The 20,385-nt window shown below is 29.8% G+C and carries 23 protein-coding genes and 1 pseudogene; 16 read left to right on the forward strand and 8 right to left on the reverse strand.

The window, feature by feature from the left end; all coding sequences use genetic code 11:
- Positions 1-18 precede the first annotated feature (18 nt).
- The 3 genes from psyc5s11_RS05735 (at position 19) to psyc5s11_RS05745 (ending at position 3,340) form a co-directional block, all read left to right on the forward strand.
- Positions 19-1,437 (forward strand): sigma-54-dependent transcriptional regulator, encoded by a 1,419-nt coding sequence (locus psyc5s11_RS05735; RefSeq protein ID WP_224036670.1) that lies wholly within the window; start codon positions 19-21, stop codon positions 1,435-1,437.
- A gap of 335 nt (positions 1,438-1,772) precedes the next feature.
- Entirely contained in the window at positions 1,773-2,453 is a 681-nt protein-coding gene (locus tag psyc5s11_RS05740; protein ID WP_224034445.1) for a helix-turn-helix domain-containing protein, read from the forward strand.
- Positions 2,454-2,461: 8 nt separating this feature from the next.
- A complete protein-coding gene (locus tag psyc5s11_RS05745; protein ID WP_224038130.1) occupies positions 2,462-3,340 on the forward strand; it encodes an IS3 family transposase in 879 nt (292 codons plus the stop codon).
- A 544-nt stretch (positions 3,341-3,884) separates the two neighbouring features.
- Here the strand turns inward: psyc5s11_RS05745 and psyc5s11_RS05750 are convergent.
- Entirely contained in the window at positions 3,885-4,538 is a 654-nt protein-coding gene (locus psyc5s11_RS05750) for a TetR/AcrR family transcriptional regulator (protein WP_224036671.1), read from the reverse strand.
- A 152-nt stretch (positions 4,539-4,690) separates the two neighbouring features.
- Here psyc5s11_RS05750 and psyc5s11_RS28185 point away from each other — a divergent pair, with 152 nt between their 5' ends.
- Both psyc5s11_RS28185 and psyc5s11_RS05760 read left to right on the forward strand, forming a co-directional pair.
- Positions 4,691-4,900 carry a tyrosine-type recombinase/integrase gene (locus psyc5s11_RS28185; RefSeq protein ID WP_224038131.1) on the forward strand — a complete coding sequence of 70 codons (210 nt, stop codon included), beginning with the start codon at positions 4,691-4,693 and terminating at the stop codon, positions 4,898-4,900.
- A 410-nt stretch (positions 4,901-5,310) separates the two neighbouring features.
- Positions 5,311-6,156, forward strand: coding sequence for an alpha/beta hydrolase fold domain-containing protein (locus psyc5s11_RS05760; RefSeq protein ID WP_224036672.1), 846 nt, complete (start codon positions 5,311-5,313; stop codon positions 6,154-6,156).
- Between the two features lie 143 nt (positions 6,157-6,299).
- Here psyc5s11_RS05760 and psyc5s11_RS28045 read toward each other — a convergent pair.
- Positions 6,300-6,380: pseudogene (locus psyc5s11_RS28045) on the reverse strand (IS200/IS605 family transposase); the annotation flags it as partial.
- A 238-nt stretch (positions 6,381-6,618) separates the two neighbouring features.
- Entirely contained in the window at positions 6,619-6,873 is a 255-nt protein-coding gene (locus psyc5s11_RS05765; protein ID WP_224036673.1) for a hypothetical protein, read from the reverse strand.
- 172 nt (positions 6,874-7,045) lie between these two features.
- Between psyc5s11_RS05765 and psyc5s11_RS05770 the strand changes: the two genes are divergently transcribed.
- From psyc5s11_RS05770 to psyc5s11_RS05785, 4 genes are all read left to right on the forward strand, one after another.
- Entirely contained in the window at positions 7,046-7,216 is a 171-nt protein-coding gene (locus psyc5s11_RS05770; protein WP_224036674.1) for a winged helix-turn-helix domain-containing protein, read from the forward strand.
- A gap of 409 nt (positions 7,217-7,625) precedes the next feature.
- Positions 7,626-7,937 carry a PadR family transcriptional regulator gene (locus tag psyc5s11_RS05775; RefSeq protein ID WP_224038132.1) on the forward strand — a complete coding sequence of 104 codons (312 nt, stop codon included), beginning with the start codon at positions 7,626-7,628 and terminating at the stop codon, positions 7,935-7,937.
- A gap of 14 nt (positions 7,938-7,951) precedes the next feature.
- A complete protein-coding gene (locus tag psyc5s11_RS05780) occupies positions 7,952-8,467 on the forward strand; it encodes a DUF2812 domain-containing protein (RefSeq protein ID WP_224036675.1) in 516 nt (171 codons plus the stop codon).
- Between the two features lie 333 nt (positions 8,468-8,800).
- Positions 8,801-10,426, forward strand: a complete 1,626-nt coding sequence (locus tag psyc5s11_RS05785; protein ID WP_224036676.1) for a histidine kinase N-terminal 7TM domain-containing diguanylate cyclase — start codon at positions 8,801-8,803, stop codon at positions 10,424-10,426.
- Positions 10,427-10,680: 254 nt separating this feature from the next.
- Here the strand turns inward: psyc5s11_RS05785 and psyc5s11_RS05790 are convergent, their stop codons facing one another.
- Positions 10,681-11,916: an MFS transporter gene (locus psyc5s11_RS05790; RefSeq protein WP_224036677.1), complete on the reverse strand. Its 1,236-nt coding sequence runs from the start codon at positions 11,914-11,916 to the stop codon at positions 10,681-10,683.
- A 102-nt stretch (positions 11,917-12,018) separates the two neighbouring features.
- Here psyc5s11_RS05790 and psyc5s11_RS05795 point away from each other — a divergent pair, with 102 nt between their 5' ends.
- The gene (locus psyc5s11_RS05795; RefSeq protein ID WP_224036678.1) at positions 12,019-12,408 is read left to right on the forward strand and encodes a DPP IV N-terminal domain-containing protein; all 390 of its coding nucleotides are present in this window, start codon (positions 12,019-12,021) and stop codon (positions 12,406-12,408) included.
- Between the two features lie 134 nt (positions 12,409-12,542).
- Here psyc5s11_RS05795 and psyc5s11_RS05800 read toward each other — a convergent pair whose 3' ends face one another.
- Positions 12,543-13,103, reverse strand: a complete 561-nt coding sequence (locus psyc5s11_RS05800; RefSeq protein ID WP_224038133.1) for a class I SAM-dependent methyltransferase — start codon at positions 13,101-13,103, stop codon at positions 12,543-12,545.
- A gap of 77 nt (positions 13,104-13,180) precedes the next feature.
- Positions 13,181-13,810 carry a TVP38/TMEM64 family protein gene (locus psyc5s11_RS05805; RefSeq protein WP_224036679.1) on the reverse strand — a complete coding sequence of 210 codons (630 nt, stop codon included), beginning with the start codon at positions 13,808-13,810 and terminating at the stop codon, positions 13,181-13,183.
- Between the two features lie 243 nt (positions 13,811-14,053).
- Between psyc5s11_RS05805 and psyc5s11_RS05810 the strand changes: the two genes are divergently transcribed.
- From psyc5s11_RS05810 to psyc5s11_RS05830, 5 genes are all read left to right on the forward strand, one after another.
- Positions 14,054-14,566, forward strand: a complete 513-nt coding sequence (locus psyc5s11_RS05810) for an RNA polymerase sigma factor (protein WP_224036680.1) — start codon at positions 14,054-14,056, stop codon at positions 14,564-14,566.
- Complete coding sequence (locus tag psyc5s11_RS05815; protein ID WP_224036681.1) at positions 14,563-15,015, forward strand: hypothetical protein; 453 nt, start codon at positions 14,563-14,565, stop codon at positions 15,013-15,015. The genes psyc5s11_RS05810 and psyc5s11_RS05815 overlap by 4 nt, the downstream gene beginning before the upstream one ends.
- Positions 14,996-15,520, forward strand: a complete 525-nt coding sequence (locus psyc5s11_RS05820; protein WP_224036682.1) for a hypothetical protein — start codon at positions 14,996-14,998, stop codon at positions 15,518-15,520. The genes psyc5s11_RS05815 and psyc5s11_RS05820 overlap by 20 nt, the downstream gene beginning before the upstream one ends.
- On the forward strand, positions 15,513-15,818 hold the full coding sequence (locus psyc5s11_RS05825; RefSeq protein WP_224036683.1) for a hypothetical protein: 306 nt from the start codon (positions 15,513-15,515) through the stop codon (positions 15,816-15,818). The genes psyc5s11_RS05820 and psyc5s11_RS05825 overlap by 8 nt, the downstream gene beginning before the upstream one ends.
- Before the next feature lie 120 nt (positions 15,819-15,938).
- Positions 15,939-16,988, forward strand: coding sequence for an SH3 domain-containing protein (locus psyc5s11_RS05830; RefSeq protein WP_224036684.1), 1,050 nt, complete (start codon positions 15,939-15,941; stop codon positions 16,986-16,988).
- A gap of 122 nt (positions 16,989-17,110) precedes the next feature.
- Here psyc5s11_RS05830 and psyc5s11_RS05835 read toward each other — a convergent pair whose 3' ends face one another.
- Entirely contained in the window at positions 17,111-17,779 is a 669-nt protein-coding gene (locus psyc5s11_RS05835) for a response regulator transcription factor (RefSeq protein ID WP_224036685.1), read from the reverse strand.
- Positions 17,780-17,802: 23 nt separating this feature from the next.
- The gene (locus psyc5s11_RS05840) at positions 17,803-18,972 is read right to left on the reverse strand and encodes a sensor histidine kinase (protein ID WP_224036686.1); all 1,170 of its coding nucleotides are present in this window, start codon (positions 18,970-18,972) and stop codon (positions 17,803-17,805) included.
- A gap of 219 nt (positions 18,973-19,191) precedes the next feature.
- On the opposite strand from psyc5s11_RS05840, the gene psyc5s11_RS05845 reads away from it, so the two are divergent.
- Entirely contained in the window at positions 19,192-20,385 is a 1,194-nt protein-coding gene (locus psyc5s11_RS05845) for an efflux RND transporter periplasmic adaptor subunit (RefSeq protein ID WP_224036687.1), read from the forward strand.

Below are 20,385 nucleotides of genomic sequence, written 5' to 3' on the forward strand. Positions count from 1 at the left end.
CTAAATTAGATTAATATTATGTTTATAAAAAGAAAGGCTGATTACAATATGACAGAAAATATTCGTGTTTTAATAGCTGATGATGAGCTGAGCCTGAGATTGGTGCTTCAAACAGCACTAAATAAGGTGGGATATGAAGTGGATACAGTTAAAAATGGAAAAGAGGCACTTTGCATGGCGCAGGAAAACTACTATGATGTTGCTATTTTTGATATCCGCATGCCAGAGATGGATGGGTTGCAAGCATTTTATGAAATTCACAAAATAAAGCCTAATTTACCAATCATTCTTATGACAGCATTTGGAAGTTCGGAAACTGCAGTTGATGCTATGAAACACGGTGCTTATGATTATATATTAAAACCTTTTAACCTTGATGAAGTGAAGATTATTGTAAATAGAGCTATTCGTATGCAACAATTGACTAAAGAAGTTGTATATCTTACGCAGGAAGTGCAAGAGATGAGCATGACAACAACGACCCCAGGTAAAATTGTTGGGGAAAGCTCTAAAATCCAAGAAGTATATAAAATTATTGGCCGAGTAGCTAATTCAAAAGCTACAGTATTGCTAACAGGAGAAAGTGGGACGGGTAAAGGAATGGTTGCTAAGGCTATCCATTATGCCAGTGACCGGCGAGAAAAACCCTTCATTCAAGTGAATTGTGGTTCAATTCCAGAAGGTTTATTAGAGAGTGAAATATTTGGGCATGAGAAGGGCGCATTTACAAGTGCCTTTTTTCAAAAACCAGGTAAATTTGAACTGGCAGAAGGTGGGACACTTTTTCTAGATGAAATTGCGGAGATGAGTCCAAATCTTCAAGTAAAACTTCTTAGGGTGTTGCAAGAAAAAGAGTTTGAACGTGTTGGAGGTACGAAAACATTTCATACAAATGTGCGTATTATTGCAGCAACAAACCGTGATTTGATTAAAGAAATAGCTGAAAAGCGTTTTCGAAAGGATATATATTATCGACTTAATGTTGTTTCAATATGTTTACCTCCACTTTGTGAAAGAGGAGAGGATACTGTTTTACTAGCTGATTACTTTTTAAAGCGTTTTTCGGGAGAAGTAGGGCGAAATGGCATGTTTTTTGCACCAGAGGTATTAGATATTTTTCGTAACTATTCTTGGCCAGGGAATATCAGAGAATTAGAAAATGCAGTGGAACACGCTATTATTATGAGTAACACTCGTGTTATTTTACCGGAAGATCTTCCACTTAGTATAAAAGTAGAAGATGTTGAAGAGGATGGTGCCATTGTTCCGGTAAATGGTTATTTCAAACCTTTGCGAGAAATATTGTTAGAAGCTGAAAAACGTCACATCTCCGAAGCTATAGAACGAACAGGGGGAAACCACACACATGCTGCAAAGCTCCTTCAGATTTCACGAAGAGCCCTTCTTTATAAAATTAATGGGAATAATATCGATTAAATTATTATAGGTTAATGCGGCTTTATTACAAAATGGCATTAGTGAGTTAATATGCACAAGAACTATTACAAAAAGGAATCAAAGATATAATAAAGCTTGCTATTGTATTTAAAGGAAAAGAAATTAAGGTTACTGAAGATAAGGCATATTAATAAATATAAATTATGGAGTATTGATAGGGGATGTGGTTGGATTTTAAAAGTAATATTAACGTATAGGGGTTCGATACTCTTCGCCTCCACCATGAAACCCACTAAAATCTAAAATTTTTGATATGCTCCCTTTATAGTAGACAGTTAAAATAATAAAACTGTTTCTATAAAGGGGGTATTTTAATGTCAAGAAAAACGAAATGTTCTCTGGAAGAGAAATTGAAAGGAATTAAAGAATATCTATCAGGAGAAAAAGCAGTTATACAGATATGTGATGAGATGGCAATTCATAGTGCCACATTTTATGACTGGTTGAAAATATATAATGATGTTGGGGAAGCAAATTTAATAGTTTCTACAAAAAATAAATATTATTCTGATTCGCTTAAACTTAATGCAGTTAAAGATTATCTAGCCGGAAAAGGTTCTTTAAGAAATATATGCTGCATATATGAAATTTCATCTCCTCGTGTTCTCAGAGATTGGATTAAGAAGTATAATGGTCATAAAATATTTAAATCTCATAGTAAGCAAGGAGATAGAATTATGACTAATGGAAGAAAAACTACTTATGAAGAAAGAATTGAGATTGTTGCATTCTGCATTTCGAATAATGGTGATTATCAAGCCACTGCTAATAAATTTAAAGTTTCTTATCAACAAGTTTATGCATGGGTAAGAAAATACGAAGCTAATGGATATGAGGCACTAATGGATCGACGCGGTAAGCGTAAAGAAGCTACTGAGCTTACTGAATTGGAAAAATTATCTGTACAATTGAAACTTATCGAATCAGAAAATACACGTTTAAAGATGGAGATTGATTTCTTAAAAAAATTGAAGGAAGTAGAAAGAAGGCGATAAGTACTAGAATATTTCAAGAATATAAATATATTTCTATAAAAGAATTACATGAGGAAAACGACTATCCAATAGCTGATTTATGCAATTTAGCTAATATTGCACGATCATCTTACTACAAATGGATTAACCGTTCAGAGACTGAATTAGATAAAGAGAATTCACTAATACTAAAAGAAATTGTTAAACTTTATGAAGATGTACATGGTATCTATGGATACCGTCGGATAACAATGAATATAAATCGACTTCTTAATAAACAGTATAATCATAAACGAATTTATAGATTAATGAAGTCTATTAACATGAAATCAGTTATAAGAAAAAAGAGAAAGTCTTATCTGCAAAGTACTCCACAAATTACGGCAGAAAACAAATTAAATAGAGAATTCTATGCAAAGAAACCAAATGAAAAATGGTTAACAGATGTCACTGAATTTAAGCTACTTAATGGTCAAAAGGCTTACCTCAGTGCAATATTTGATTTATCTGATAAAAGCATTGTTTCTTATGTGGTCGGTCACTCAAATAACAATCAACTTGTTTTTGATACATTTGACTTAGCAGTAATTGCTAATCCGAATGCAAAGCCGCTTTTTCATAGTGACAGGGGATTTCAGTATACTAATAGAACTTTCAAAGCTAAACTTGATAAGATCAATGCAACCCAAAGTATGTCACGTGTTAGTAGGTGTATCGACAACGGACCAATGGAAGGTTTTTGGGGAACTCTCAAATGTGAGATGTATTATTTGCAAAAGTTTTATACATATGAAGAATTGAGACAATCAATTGATGACTACATAGTATTTTATAATACAAAAAGGTTACAGAAAAACTTAAAAGGTCTGACTCCAATTGAATATCGAAATCAGACCTTAGCTTCATAATTTTTTATTTTTTCATCTGTCTACTTGACAGGGAGCAGTTCATTTTGGATTTTTCGTGGGTATTTTATTATGCGCTTTAGCGTTAAAAGAAAACCATCTGGTAAGCGAGTGGAGGTAAGTGATTATACCGTTAAAAAACTGCAAGTATTCTCAAAAGATATTTTTACCACAAACTTTGTGTATTACAACTAAACTAATACTGGTAATGCAAAACTATAAGTTACTATAAAACTTAAGTTGCACAATTAAATTTTAAATATAAAATAACCACACAATTAAAAAATATAGAGCAAGTATAACAGAGTGAAAAGACTGTCCTATATTTTTTAGACTTATAGGCGTGGAGCAAGCCACCCATTTATCCGGGTGGTCCTGACTGATTCATCTAATACTTTCACATTACTTTTTTCATCCCAAACAGTTACTTTTATCAACATTTTATTGCAACTGTTCTAATGAATTGAGATTCTTGAATCAACACATTTTGTTTCTGCAATAATGCTTTAGCTAATGGCAAAGTTATATGTAAGAAACAGAAGTTGTGCTACTTTTGAGGTAGATGGGTGATATTAAAAGCGTTATATATAAATTTTATTATTTTTTCAACCATAAGTTCATCGTTATTAAAGATATCTTCACCAAGAAAGATTTTTAATCTTTCTTTATGATAACCACAAGTATAAGAATACTGCAACATAATAAATAGATTATCTAATATATACGAATAAAAATTAGTGTCACCGTCATTGGGGATTAAGCCTTCAGATTTCGCTTTTTCTATCAGTTTAACATAAATACTAAGAGCGTAACTTTCAATTTCCTGAGCAGTTTGCTGCATAATGTGATATTTATTAGGAGATGACATGTCATAATAGAATTTTACGTATTCTGGATTTTCACGGGAGTTTTTAAAAATACGATTTATAATCTTTTCCACTTTAATAATAAAAGGTTCGTCATGCTCCATGATTTCATCAAAGTTTTGTTTTGTTAATAATGCATAATATTTTGCAACAGAAATATATATATCTTCTTTATTGTCAAAATATTGAAATAAACTACCGACACTTATGTTTACTGATTTTGCAATTGAGCTGGTAGTTGTACTTTCATAGCCATATTTAGCAAATTGAGATATAGTTTCTTCATATATTCTTTTTCTTTTTTCTTCTGGAATTTTTAAAAATAAGTCCTTCACATAAATACCTCCTAACTTCAAAATATTGTACCACAAATTAGAAGTAATGTAATTAAAAATTATAGTTGACATTTTACTGTGGTATCAATATAATACCATTAAAGAGTGACTAGTCATTCACTTATTCGCTATTGGGTTCTGAATTAAGAACTTTGAGAACACTTAAGCGAGAGTATTCGAACAGCGACTATATTTTTATAACTGAACGCAAAACACCAATAACAGATTCTACTTTCAGAAAGATAGTTGTTAGAGCTGGTATGGAAGCTAACCTTGGCATACCTGTCTACCAATGTATGCTTCGGCATTTCACCGAATTCAAGCTTCCTAATGATGGACAAGACACAAGGAGTATTCAGTAATATTTAGGGCATAAGAATATTCAACATACTGTAAGATATACCCAAATATTTTAAAACAGATTTAAAAATTTTTGATATAATTAGACAGTTTTAAAGAATACGGGTGGGGTTGAGAACTCTAGAACTGATTATAATTTCATCATTGAAACAATAGGTAGATTGTTATGGTAATAAATTCAGCATTATTAGGTATTTTTACACGTATCTTGGCTCAACCCGTAGCAGCATCAAGCAAGGCTTTTGATGTCCCATTTGTGCAAAAAAGATACAATAGGTGATATGGAAGAAATAGCTGCTATTAAAGGACGTAACTATGTTACGAATTCATTATACTAGGAAGGTGATTATTAATGAGAAGTTTACCCTGCATCCTTATTGAAACATATCTGAGCTTAAATGGCTACAAAAAAATGACTAATGATCCGAAAAAAGTTAAAAGGTATATTGAAAAATGCCGCCAAATTAGTGCAAAGCCATATAATTTGCCGCAGTCCTCCAAATTGAAATTTACTGCAGAGAAGACGACAGTAAACGGTATGGAAGTATTCATTCTTAACCAGCAACATGATACAACTCAAAAACAAATTCTCTATGTACACGGCGGTAGTTATATCGAACAGCCAGTAATAGAACATTGGAAATTCTTAGATCTGTTAATAAGAAAAACGGGAGCGTCTGTTATTGTTCCGATTTATCCCAAAGCACCTGATCATCATTTTATGGAATCAATAGATAACTTGGTAATAGTCTATTCTGATATGTTAAGTAAATCAAATCCATCCAATATCGTCTTTATGGGAGATTCAGCAGGCGGTGGGTTAACTCTTGCATTTGCGCAACATCTGCTTAAAACTGATATGCCTCAACCTAAGGAAATTACTTTAATATCTCCTTGGCTTGATGTGACAATGGAAAACCCGGATATTCTTCCACTAGATAAAAAAGATCTTATGCTAGGTATATATGGATTAAAGCAGATGGGAAAGCTATGGGCAGGAGATTCAAGTACAACAAATCCCTTGGTTAGCCCTATTAATGGAGACCTTAAAGGATTAGGGCACATTTCTTTATTCATGGGAACTTATGAGAATTTTTTACCAGATGCAAGAATATTTAATAAGAAATCTTTAATGCAAAATATTAGTATAGATTATTATGAATACCCGAAGATGAATCATGTTTTTCCGCTTTTTCCAATGCCTGAAGCAAAAAAAGCACAACAGCAGATCATTGATATTATTAATGAAATAAAATAATAATCATCTTCAAAGGATTTACGAACAGGAGCTTCAATAGTAAGCATCAAAAACATCGGCACCTTGACATTTAAGTCGAGATGCCGATGTTTTTGACGCTTACATTTAGACCCAAATATGCAACAGGTAATCCTTATTTTGAATCAATGCCACCCGTTAAACGGGTATATATATTCCTTCAAACTCATTTGTTCATAAGCTATATCTTCTTGTATCTGATTTTTTGTATTCGCTTGCGGTCTGATATCTTGTTTGTCTACACTTAACTTATTATATCACTATAATAATCCCAAGACTAACTAATGACTGGTTGCTAACCTTTGTCATGCAGGATTCGCACCTGCTATATAGTGATAATAAAAGTTTGAATCTTTCATTATCTTTTACGCCATTGCTTGGAGTACTGTAACAGGCATTTGAAAATTTCGATGCTAAAAGCACTTAGAGGACGGTTGTTCCACTTTAGCGATTGGAGCAAGCTAAAGTGGGTGGGTGGAACCTTCCTCTTAATACTTTCAGCAAAATTTTCTTAAGTCTGTGGAACACAAATGTATTTGATTTAGGTATATCGCCACATAAATATAAATCTTTTGCTGAATAATTGTATTTTATTTTAAATGATCCAACTATCTCATTTAAATTATCTGATGAGTATTCTAAAACTTCAGTAGCTTGTTTTAATTGTCTTATCTCTGATAATATCTTCTTAACCATCATTATATAGAAGTAATGTAATTAAAAATTATTGTGTCTGTTTAGTGAAGTATTAAAATATGACGATTTTATATTAAACTTAAGTACCCATAAACTAATAAAAAAAGATGAAGAAATAAGACTTACTCCTACAGAATTTAAAATTCTAAAATTATTATGAATTAATAGAGGAATAGTGTTTTCTACAGAGAAAATCTTTGAAAGAATATGGGGGGAAGAGGAATTTGAAGTAGATAATACAGTTATGGTTCATATTAGAAATTTGAGAGATAAAATAGAAGATGATAATAAGCACCCTAAGTATATAAAAACTGTTTGGGGTGTGGGCTATAAATTTGGAGATTAATTTAATCTAGAATTATATATATTTAGCATTTGTGTTATTTAAATGTTTTTCAAGCAAGTTTGTTTCAATTTCGAGTGTTGAATTTTAAAGATCGTGCTTAGCCTCCAACATGAAACCAATGGCAATAGTTATTTTAATCATTGATTGCCGTGGGTTATTCTTAAGATGGAGAAATTAAATTTGTACCAGGTATAAGTGCAAACATTCTTGAAGTAATATATATCTTGAAAATTTCAAATTATGATAAGTTTAAGTGCATAGCTTATTAATGAATTCCATAACAATACTTGATTTTAAAAGTATTGTTATGAAATTTTTTTATTTTAGTAGTTCATATACATCATTGACAGATATATTGGGATGTGATATATTTAATATATCGTTAGACGATAGATTGGAGGCGATGGTTATGGATAATAGTACACCTTTGACAGAAGCTTTATTTTATATTTTATTGACGGTACGAACACCGAACCACGGATATGGAATTATTAAGAATATAAGTGAAATGACAGATGGAAGAGTAATACTCGGACCAGGAACTCTATATGGTGCAATCAATTCAATGCTTACAAAAGGATGGATAAGTTTATATAGTGAGGATAAGGAATCCAGAAAGAAAAAAGAATATTTGATTACAAACATGGGGAAAATGGTATTTCAAAATGAAGTCAAAAGGTTGAATGAACTTATAAAAAATTCAAAAAAGATGGACGATTAGGGGGAGATGAGTATATGTTAAAATTCAAACTATATTATGATAAAGACGAAGAAGAAGATTGGCTTAAAAAAATGTCTTTAAGTGGATGGGCGTTCAAAAAATTCTACCTTGGATTTTATACTTTTGAACCATGTGAGCCAGGAGAATATAATTATCAGATAGATTTGCTTGATAATTGGAACGGTAACAATGCTGATTATGCATCTTTTATGGAGGATGCAGGGGTAGAAGTCATAAGTCAATGGTGGAGATGGGTATACTTGCAGAAAAAGATAGAAGACGGTCCTTTTGAAATGTATACAGATATGGAATCAAAAATAACTCAATACAGCAAGATTATGAAGTTTTTTAAAATATTTTTAGCTGTAGAAATCATTTGTTTTTTGATGGAGTTGATAGCAACAATTAAAACTGGTGAATTTGTTTTCGGAATATTTACGGTATTACTTGCAATTATATGTTTGGCAATATTAAAGATAGTTTGGAAATCCAAATGGAAAATTGAGCAATTAAAACATGAAGAATTGTAGGCGGTGATGATTCACCTCCTACAAGTATATCTTCGGCAATACTTTAATGTAAGTATTGTCGAAGATTTTTTGAGTTATAAAGTAAATAGAGTATAGTGTGATAATTGTTACTACATTTTTTACTAAGAGAAATATTTAGAATTAGATCTGATGATATCACTAATTTGGAATTAGGCAGTTAAGGCTTTGATTAAGGAGCTAATGTGGTAGTAGTTTAGCAAGTAATTTACGTATTGAAAATACTAATTGATTTGTAAAAGTGTTATAATTAAAATATATTAAGTAAATTATGGTATTATAAAGACAGATATATTTAGCAGGGAGAGACTTTAGATGAGCATAAGTCTAATATTAGTGGTTATATCCACAATTACAATTTTAGGATCTATTATATATGTGGGCACAAGAAAAAATAAAACTCAATTACATTATGTATATATTTTGCTAATGTCAAGTGTGTTAGTGTGGTGTACAGGAGCAATAGGGGAAGTGACTACTAAAGATGTATATCATTTTAATTCATTTATACAAACATGCAATTATTTTGGTATAGGATTAGTGTCAGTATTTATACTATTATTAGGAATAGTTTTTACTAATTCAAAAATAACAGTAACATGGAAATATGCACTACTATTCATATTACCAATAGGGTCAGCAATAGCAGTTGCAACTAACGAAAGTCATCATTTATTCATGAAAGTATTTTGTATAATAATTAAAGATACGGTGATGGGGCCTTTAATGTGGGTTCATTATATTTATTGTTACGTATACATTGCAATAGGACTGGGATATTTAATAAAGCATGCAATAAATAATTTGGGAATTTTTTCAAAACAAGCAATAACATTAATTGTAGGAATAGGTATATCATTGGTAGTCAATGTGTTAACATCATTTAGCATAGTACGTGGAGGGTGTTACTCAACAATACCAAGCATAGTCATATTGGTAATTCTAATAGGAATTGCAATATTAAAATTGGATATGTTTAACATTATGCCAATAGCATTGCAGAAGGTAGTAGACTATATATCAGATGGATTTATAGTAATAGATGAAAATAGAAAAATTATAGATTTTAATAAAGCAGTTCAATTGTGGTGTAGTGGTAATACCGAAATAAGAAGAAGCCAAGATCTTAAAGAATTCATGAGTTCTTTAAAAATGGAAGAGTTGGATACTAAAAAATTGCTGAGTTATGGTAGAATGTCTTTAGAAAAGAAGGATTCAATTAGTTTTGACTCAGCTATAAATTTTAAAAATGGAGTACGTTATTTTAATATTGAAGTAACACCCATATTTAATAAAGCTAAATATTTAGGGACTTTAATATTATTTAGAGATACAACAAAATATATGAAAAATTTACAAACAATAAAGGAATATCAGCTTTTACTTGAAAATAACTTAGAAAAAGTGACGATGGATAAGCAGGAATTGTTAATTAGAAGCGCTATTATGGAAAATATGTCCAAGGTGGATGCTTTGACAGATATGTATAACCATAGAACATTTCAAGAGTATTTTCATACAATAGTAGGACAAGTCTCAAGGAATAATAGCACATTACAGTTAGCCATATTTGATATTGATGATTTCAAGAAAATAAATGATACTTTCGGTCATAGTGTTGGTGACATTATACTTAAAAGTATAGCAAGTAGAATAAAAACAATGGTTACAGCAGAGGACATAACTGCTAGGTATGGTGGAGAAGAGTTTGTAGTAATACTAACAAACAAAACCATGGAGCAATCACGAGTGTTACTAGAAGCAATAAGGAAAGCAATACAAGATGAAAAACATATAGAACTAAACAGGAATGTAACTGTAAGTATTGGTGTACATGAATATTATAAGGGTCAGCCAAAGGAAGAATCTTTTAATAAGGCTGATCAGGCTCTCTATGAAGCGAAACATAGTGGAAAAAATAGGATAGTTGTATCAACATAAACATAGAATTTCAGTATTTAATCAAGTGGGATAAATAAGTAATTAAAAGAAGAAATTCACGTTGAATTAATTTATAAGAAGATATTAGATCTTGCAAGATGTAGTATCTTTTTTCTTTGTGGACTTTTTGATAGGGCTTAATGATAACTTTGTTGAGCTCTAGAGAAATACTTTTAATTATAATAAGGTAAAGCACCTAAAATGTTAAATATATATAACAATTTGAGGTGCCCAAATAAAAACCGGATGTTTTATTACTGTGCGGAATCTATTTTATTATGAACTGAAGTATTAAATATTAATGAAGTTAGTATAGCTCCTATGAGAAAAAGCAGTCCTGCTGCAATGTAAAGAGCAGTTAATGAAAACTGACCTTTAAGCCAACCTGTAAGGGACATAGTAATGACCATGAAACCCATAAACATAGGATTTAATACTCCGTTTACTCTTCCTACAAATTCTGACCTTGTCAGTTGTAGAATTAGTGTATTAATACCAATCTGAATACAAGGCATAAAAAATCCATTAAAAAATTCAAACAAAAGAACCATAACCCAGCTTGAGGACAATCCCAGTCCAACCATGGAAATAGCATTTACAACTAGTCCTATTGCAAGGAGTTTTTGAGGTTTTACCTTCTTCGCTATGGTCATAATTAGGCCGCCACCAATAAACATGGCTGCTCCATTAACCATAAATAGTAATTGAAGGTTTTCCTTAGGAAGACCTAGTCTTTCAACAATTATGAAAACTCCAAGTGGCTGTATAATCCCAACAGCAAGGCCTGCTGCTGCAAAAACAGAGCCTAGTATAGTGAGAGCCTTTTCCTGCCAAACATAGTTGAAACCCTCTTTTAATTCTTCAAAGAAGTTAGTTGTAATATTTTCTCTTTCAATTATCTGATCAGCTGGTAGCAGCGTTAATACTGAAGCTGAGAGAAGGAAAGCTATTCCCATGATTGCTATAGCAATGTTTATTCCAAACTTTTGAAATACGATGGTACCTAAAGCTGGACCTATAATCATAAAAATAGACATAACAGTTTGGAAAATAGCCATTCCTGTTTGCATATATTCCTCTGGAACATGAATCTTAAATAATTTCATGGCAGAAGGCTGAGAAAATTGAGATAGAATTGATGAAACAAAGGTCACAAAAAATACACCTTGCCAGGTTCCAAATATTATTGTAAGCAAAACTGCAAAAACCGAAATGGCACTTAATAAATCACACCAAACCATAGTACGCTTAGGACGCCATCTATCTGCAAAAGTTCCTCCTATAAATGAGAATATGAATATAGGTGCAAATTCAGCAACTGAAATTAAAGAAACTGCAATTGGATTGTTATTTGTTTTATCCATTACATATAACAATATAGCAAAGTTACGGACCCATATTCCTATTTGTAAAAAAATAGAAGAAGCCATAATTACTCGAACAAATCGATTCCGAAAAAATGAAGACATTGACATTGAAGATTCTGTCATAAAATTACTCCTCTTTTAATTCATAAAATTTATATTAAATATTTCATTATACTACTATATCATAAATTAAAATTTCATCAAGTTAAGATATTCAATTTATTTTTGAAAAATTCCATAGAAGGTCAAAGTGGATTATATATTTATGATGTAGATAACAAGAAATTTCATAATGTAATTTCACATGGTTCATCGATTTGGGTATCACCAGATAAGACAAAGGTGATTTATACGCAAGGAGAAGTTGAGAATAATAAAAAACAGTTAAATTTATATGCTGCTAAAATTAATGGTAATAGCTTAACAAGTAAGATATGTATATACAAAGATATTCATTTTTCAGGTTCAACAAATATTTCAGGGGCAATTAATAATGCTGTTCAGTGGAGCGGAGACAGTAAAAAAATATTATTTTTCTCGGGTAATGATGAAAATTTAGAAAATAATTTTATGTTTATGGATAAAAATGAGGTTAATATTATTACATTTAAATAGAATACAATAAGTTTTGTGTCCCCTTAGATTTTTAATTTAAAGGGACTTTCTTTATGTATGCTAAGCCATATTTAATGTAATAATTTAAATGGGGGGTTAAAGGTAAAGGTCGTGATTCACAAATCTTCATTCTGTTAAGTGTTAGAACATTTCAAAACATAAGCAGGTGGCATGTTAAAAAGTACTTTTTCTAGACTTATATCTTTGAAATAGCTAGCAATGTATTCCTTTTTTAATAGAGTGTACTGAAATGTTATAAATAAACCATTCTTTTTTAGTATATTTCCAGTTTTATTTAAAATCCTATTTGAAACACTTTTTGGAAGACTAGCAAAGGGCAAACCTGAAATTACATAATCTACTTTTTTTATATCATATTTCACTAAATATTGATCTACATTTTCAGCAGAATCATTTATTATTATAACATTATCATTTTCATTATATTTATCTTCCAGTTGTTTGCAAAATTCTTCATTACTTTCTACTAATAATAATATTAGATCCTTCGTTTTTCTTTTCACAAGCTTGTCCGTAAAAACCCCAGTTCCAGGTCCATACTCAACTATACATTTTGCATTTTGAAAATCAATACCTTCAACCATTTTCTCAGCAAGTTTTTCTGAACTAGGTGCTATAGCTCCTACCTTCCTTGGTGATTTTATGTATTCAAATAAAAATTTAGTAAACTTCATATTCATATTAAAATATCTCCTTTTAATTATAATCATAAAAATTTGACAATGTTCAATTCGTAAAAATCAATTTAATTTTATTCGCTGATTTGATTATTCCATTTCTTAAAATTAAAATAGCTAAGTACAAGGATAACTATAAGCGTAACAATAAATACATATATAGAATATTTTACACTTATTCCTAAGAATGTATATAGAAGAATTATAGGTGTATCAGCTAAAAATATTGTTAAAACATATTTCTTGAAACTGATTCCAGTTAAAGAAGAAAAGAAACAAACAACATCTGAGGGAACTACAGGCGAAGAAACTCCTAATGCTAATATTTGAACAGTGTTCTTTTCAATAACATTGTATATCTTAGGATATTTAGCTATCATCTTATTTTGATAGTTCATACTCAATGTAAGCTTTGTAAAGAAAAACAATAAAATTTCACTTAATAAATTAGCTATTGTAGCTAAAACAAATGCTTCTAAAGGACTAAATAACAGACATCCAATAATAATAAAAACAGTACAGGGAATAAGTGTAATAGTTCTTAAAGATGCAATTATAAGAAACAATAATACGCTATATTGTGGATAAATCTTTAAAAAATTTATAATTTTATAAGTTCCATTATTATATAATTGATACTTGAAAAATATAAATAAAATTGATACCCAAAATACAAAAATAATAATTTTAAATAGTTTATTCATTATACACCTCTACTTTATATAGTTATATAGTAAAATGGAAAAAGTAAACCATTATTTAGAACACTTTACTTAATCTATGAATTTATTATATAAATTAAATGTTAAATATAAGTTATGAAAAATCTTAAGAATTCTTAATAATTTTTTAATCATACTACCTAGAGCAAATTCCAAGACAAGTTTTTTATTGAAGTGTTTTTTATTTTTCAATCGTTATATTAAATGTAAGGGTAAAAATAAGGGGTGATAATTATTGAAAAAGAACAATTTGCAAGTTATATAAAACAATATGAACGATTAATTATCACTATTTGTCTATCCTTTACCAAAAATTACTTTGATGCTGAAGATTTGGCGCAGCAAACTTTTTTAGCTGCATATCAAAACTGTGAAAGCTTTGATGGTAATAACCTTAAGGCTTGGCTTACTACAATTGCTGCAAATAAGTGCAGGGACTACATTAAGAGTAAAGCAAGGACAACAGTTAGTTTATCGGACGAGCAGTATGAAGGTTTGAAGGATGATGGAGATTCACCAGAGGAGACAGTAGTGAAAAAGAACACTATGGAGCGAATACAAAGTGTATGTAATAAGCTAAAAGAACCTTACAGAACTGTAGCTATAAGCTATTTTTGCAAAGATATTAAACTTTCAAATTTGGCAAAGGAAACGGGACAGAACATTAAAACTTTGGAAACGCAACTTTATAGGTCAAAAAAATTATTAAAGGATTTATGGAAGGAGGAGTTTATGTGAAGGGTACATTATTTAATAAAGAAGGACATTTAGCTGAAGAGACATTAAAGGCGCTAAAATTTGATATTTTAATAGATGAGGAATTGATTTGTGTACTTACGCATATTAGTGATTGTCAAAAGTGTGCAGGTAGCTTTGCAGACAGTTTTGAGGATGATGAACTTACTGACGCTCCTTTAGGTTTTGAAGAGAAAGTACAAATTAAAATAAAAGGCACGAAACAAAGTAATATTCAATTTAGTGTTTACTGTGTTAAAGTTGCAGTTGCAGCTAGCATAGCATTAATGATGGTTTTTTCAAATGGATTAAATTCTCTAGCGAGTACAAAAACAAACTATGTAAAACCACTAGATTTAAGCATTGTAAATTCAGTTAATGCAAATCTTAATACCTTTTCTCAAAAAATAATTAAATTGGAGGTTTTCAATAATGATAAGGAAAAAAAGTAAATTTTTGACTTTTGTTTTTTCAATGTTACCTGGTGCAGGGCATATGTATATGGGATTTATGAAGATAGGAGTATCTTTTATGTCTGTGTTTTTCTTTTTAATATTTCTTTCTACTTGGCTTGATATAGGACCATTGTTATTTATAGCACCACTTATTTGGTTTTATTCGTTTTTCGATTGTACAAATAGAGCAAGTTTAGATGATGATAAGCTTTTACTTTTAGAAGATAAGTATCTATTTTCTATTGATAAGTTAGTGAAATTAGATAAAGAGGTATTTGAGAAACGTAGATTAGCTACAGGTGTATTATTATTGTTTTTTGGCATTTATTTGTTATCAGAAAATATAATGAATGTTATACACCGATATATTCCATATGAAATTTATGAAGTTATATATTATTGTACAAGACAGGTTCCTCAATTAATTATAGGAATAGCAATAGTTGTAATTGGTGTAAAGCTTATTCAAGGAAAGAAAAAGGAGTACGAAATAGATGATTAAGGGACGTAGAGTAGGTACATTAACAGCAGGAATTGTTTTAGTTATGTTTGGAATAATGTTCTTACTTAGATTAATTACAACGAGTATTAATATTCTTCTAATCGCATCTCTATGGCCTCTTATCTTAGTGAGTGTAGGAATAGAAATTATTATAGCATGCATAATAAACAAAGAAGAAAAAATGCAATATGATTTTAGTGCAATAATATTAGTTATTATTTTAGTATTCTTTGCTATGGGTATGGGGGGAGTAGAATTTATAATTACTCATTTGTCAGAGCTTAAAGGAAGAATTTAATTAAGAATAAAATTTACATGTAATGTGTAAATTTTATTTGGCACAATATTGACACATTTATCCTGTAATATATAATATAAGCAAAACTAATAAATAAATTATAATATGAGGTGGATTTAGATGAATAGTAAGAAAAAAGTATTATTAAGTTTACTGATTATATCAATTGTTGCAAGTAACATTTCATTTTTGGAAATTAGTGCAAGTGCAGCAACAGTAGATAAAAGTGAAGCTCAAAAATATACGGTTAATAATAAAAAAGCATATGTGTATAATCCAGAGCTTGAAACTGATCTAAAAGTAAGAGCAGTTCCTGACCTAAATGGAGATATCCAAGGATATTTATATAATTATGACAATGTTGAAATTTTGGACACCGTAAATACTAATGGTACTGTGTGGGATAAAATTACATATAATAATAACATAGCATATGTATCCGATGCATATGTACAACAGTATACTTCTCCAACAGGTGGTGTAGTCAATGTTGCAAGAAATATAAGTAAGCAATTTGAAGTTGGAGATTCTACTCAAATCGCAGGAAATTTTGATGGACAAGGCTTATCTTTGGGATATTTTCAATGGTGTGTAGGTCAAGGTACGTTGCAACCACTGCTTAATAGAATGGATAGAGAATATAATGCTGAAATGAAAAGTATTTTCGGAACAAACTATGATAGCATTCATAACATGATACTTGATACAAAAGAAAATCAACTAAAATGGGCTAAAACTATTAATACTTCAACAAATACAATTGCTCAACCTTGGGAATCACAGTTTGTTAGTTTATATAATAATCAGCACTTTATAAATATTGAAAGTGATGCTGAATCTTATTATATTGGACAAGCAATGCTTATTTGTGATAAGTACAATTTAAAAACAGTAAGAGGATTTTCACTTGCTTTTGATATTATTGTACAAAATGGAAGTATAAGCTCAGAAGCAGCAAAAAATATTGATACTGCCCTTAAGAAAAATCCTAATATGATTGAAAGAGATCTACTTAAGGTTATTGCAAATGCTATAGCAGATACTTCAACTAATAATGCTGAAGATATTCGTTCAAGAAAAATGGCTATAGTTAATGGAAATGGGACTGTTCACAGTTCGATGTTTTATTTAGATAAGAATTATGGATTAAGCGATAACAACTGGAGATAAAAAAATGAGTATGGAACGCTGTGGATTAAGAGAAAACTTGATCCACAGCGTTTTTTTGAGCTAATATTCCTTGTAATATCTCAGTTTAAACTAATGAGATAAAAATAAATTCAAAAAATTTATTATTTTGATAGCTCTAATTGATTAATAAATAATGCTAATTCTGTTCTACTGGTTAATTCTAATTTCTCAAATATTTTTGTTAAATAATTTTTTACAGTACCTTCTGTTAGAAATAGGATATTACAAATATCTTTATTACTCTTACCTTGAGCTACGAGTCTTGCAACATCAATTTCTCTTTGAGTAAGCATTTCTAATTTCTTTTTATATTCATTGAGTTGATTAGGAGTTTGTCTATCATTAGCAATTGAATTATAGGCTCTGACTATTTTTGCTGTTACTTCGGGATCAAGAAGCATATTTCCATTATAGGCTGTTTTTATAGCTTTGATTATATAGTCAGAACCAGCATCTTTTAATATATATCCATCAACGCCATTTTTAATTCCTTCAAATATATATTCATCTTCGTTAAAGGTAGTTAATATTATTACCTTTATATCTTTATATTTTTCCTTAACAATCTTAGCAGCTTCAACGCCATCCATTATTGGCATTCTAACATCCATAAGAATTACATCGGGAAGTTGTCCAGTGCTTAGAAGTTCTAATAATTGTCTTCCATTTTCAGCTTCTTTTATAATATTTATTTCCTCATCTAAGCTTAAAATCATTTTTATCCCTTCTCGTACAATTAATTGATCATCAACTAATATAACATTTATCATAGTTTATATTTACCCCATTTCATTTATATTGTAATTAATACTTTTATACCAAAGCCTAAATCATTATGACTAAAGTAGTATGTTGTACCTCCTAATGAATGTATTCTGTTTTCAATTCCATTCAATCCGTTTGATTTAACAATATTGTTACAGCCCTTTCCATTATCAGTAACAATAAATTCTACATTTTCATTAGAAGCTGTAATTTTAATATTAATTTCTGTTGCATTACCGTGCTTTAGACTATTAGTTATACATTCTTGTATTGTTTTATATATTGAAGTATTAACAATTGAACTTAAGTCATTAATACTTCTATTTTTAGTATAAGTAATTTTAAGATTACTAACTAAATAAAAATTGTTAATAAGTTTTTCTATTGAAGTATCAAGATCTACTATTTCAAGCTCTGAATTAAGAAGCGTAACTGCTTTTCTAAGGTCATTAATACTTGATTTTGCTATTTTTTCAGATTGTTCTAATACTTCTTCTACCTTTTGAGGTTTTGTAATACATATCTTTTTAGCAAATTCTAAATGCATAGCGAGAGCCATTAAGGAATGGCCTAATGAATCATGAAGTTCCTGAGCAACTCTTGTCCTCTCTTTAGAAATAGTAACTTCTTCTACTTCTAGTACATATTTTTGAAGTTTTATGTTTGATAACTTTAATTTTTCATTTAGCTGTTTTATTTCTTCTTTTTCTCTTTCAAGTTTCTTTAAGTTGTAAAGCATACCCGTTGTAGCTGAATAAGCTAATATTTGAATAACTAAATTAAATAAGAAATTTTCGCTGCCTGAAAGTATTCCATTAAAAATAGCAGCTGAAAAATATAGTAATGCATGTACTGATAGTAAAATCTTTAAAAATTTTTTTTCTAACTCCAAAATTTGAAATATGACACAGTACATATAAATAGTAGTACTTACTCCAAGAATAAGGTATTGGAGTATTGACGCCGCACAAATATTAAATAATAGTGATATACAAATATATTTAGTTTCATTTTTTAATTTTACATTTCTTATATAGCCATTAATAATCATTACAGCAATAAGACTTAACAGTGGAATCATTATTAATGGGCGATTATTATATTGAAAATAAATCTTGATAACTATTGTTATTAACATTATAAGCATTAAGGCTGTACTATATTTTTTATGTTTTTCCATTTTATTAACATCACTCATTTCAATACAGATATTTTATTTATATTATATCATCGTTTCCATATAGAAGTATGTGACTAAAGTCATATGATGTTTAATAACTAAAGTAACTATGATTAACTATGATTTAAATATAAAATTTACTCATGGATAAATTACCAAAATGTACTAGGAAAATATTCATAATTAACAATTAAATATAATTATAAAATTAAATATATTAAAAACTAGGGGGGAAATATGAAAAAAGTAAAAAAAATAGTTATATGTGCGGTTATTGTTATAGCAGTAATCGGTGCTATAGTAGTTAAAAATAAGATATCGTTAAATGCAAAAAGTACGAATGTTGTAGTTGCTGTTAGTAAGATGGCAGTTGAGGTACAAAATGTAAAAGCAGTAGAAAAAAATTCGAGTGATACATATAAAGCTAATTTAGAAGCATATCAACAAGGGATTGTAAGCAGTAAAATATCAGGAAAGGTAGTTTCAGTAGCGTTTGAAAATGGACAATATGTAAATCAAGGAGATACATTAATTACATTAGATGACCAGGATATAAGAAATAATATAAAAACTTCACAAGCTCAGTTACAAACATATCAAGCTCAATTAAATTCATCACAAGTGGCTATGGAAAAACTAAAAGTTAATTTGGATGATGCTAAGCGCAATTATGATAGGCAAAAAATTCTTTTTGAAAAAAAAGCTATAGCACAAACAGATTTTGAAGTTGCAGAGAAAACTGTAAATACAGCTCAAGCTGATTATGATTCAGGAAATGCAAGTATTCAAACAGCTCAAGCAAATATATCAACACAAAATGTAAGTATAGCAAATTTACAAGATTCATTGAATAATACAATTATTAAGGCGCCTATAGGTGGAGCAATAAGTGATAAAGCTGTCAATATAGGACAAATGGCATCTCAAGGTACAGCACTTGCAAAGGTTAATGATATATCGTCTGTATATGCAACAATACAAATACCGCAAGATAAAATAAGCACTGTAAAAATAGGACAAGCAGCAACAATTACTGTTGAGGGAAGCGATAAAACATACGATGGAGTTATGCAAAATATAGATTTGTCAGCGGATGCCACAGCTAGAGTTTTTAATTGCAAAATTAAAATAGATAATATTGATAAAACATTATATCCAGGTGTTTATGCAAAAGCAGAACTTATAAGCTTAGAAAAAACTCAAGTGATTTCTGTACCAATAAATGCTTTAGTTGGAAATGAAGGTGACTATTCTGTATTCATAAATGATGATGGAACGGCTAAAAAACAAAAAGTTACAATTGGAGAAACTGATGAAAATAATGTAGAAATAACATCTGGTATAAAAGATGGCGATGAAATAATCTGTACAAACACGAGTACACTGCAAGATGGTGCTGAAGTAGAAGCAGTTTCGGCATTGGAGGGATAA

The sequence above is a fragment of the Clostridium gelidum genome, assembly GCF_019977655.1.
Lineage (GTDB): Bacteria > Bacillota > Clostridia > Clostridiales > Clostridiaceae > Clostridium > Clostridium gelidum.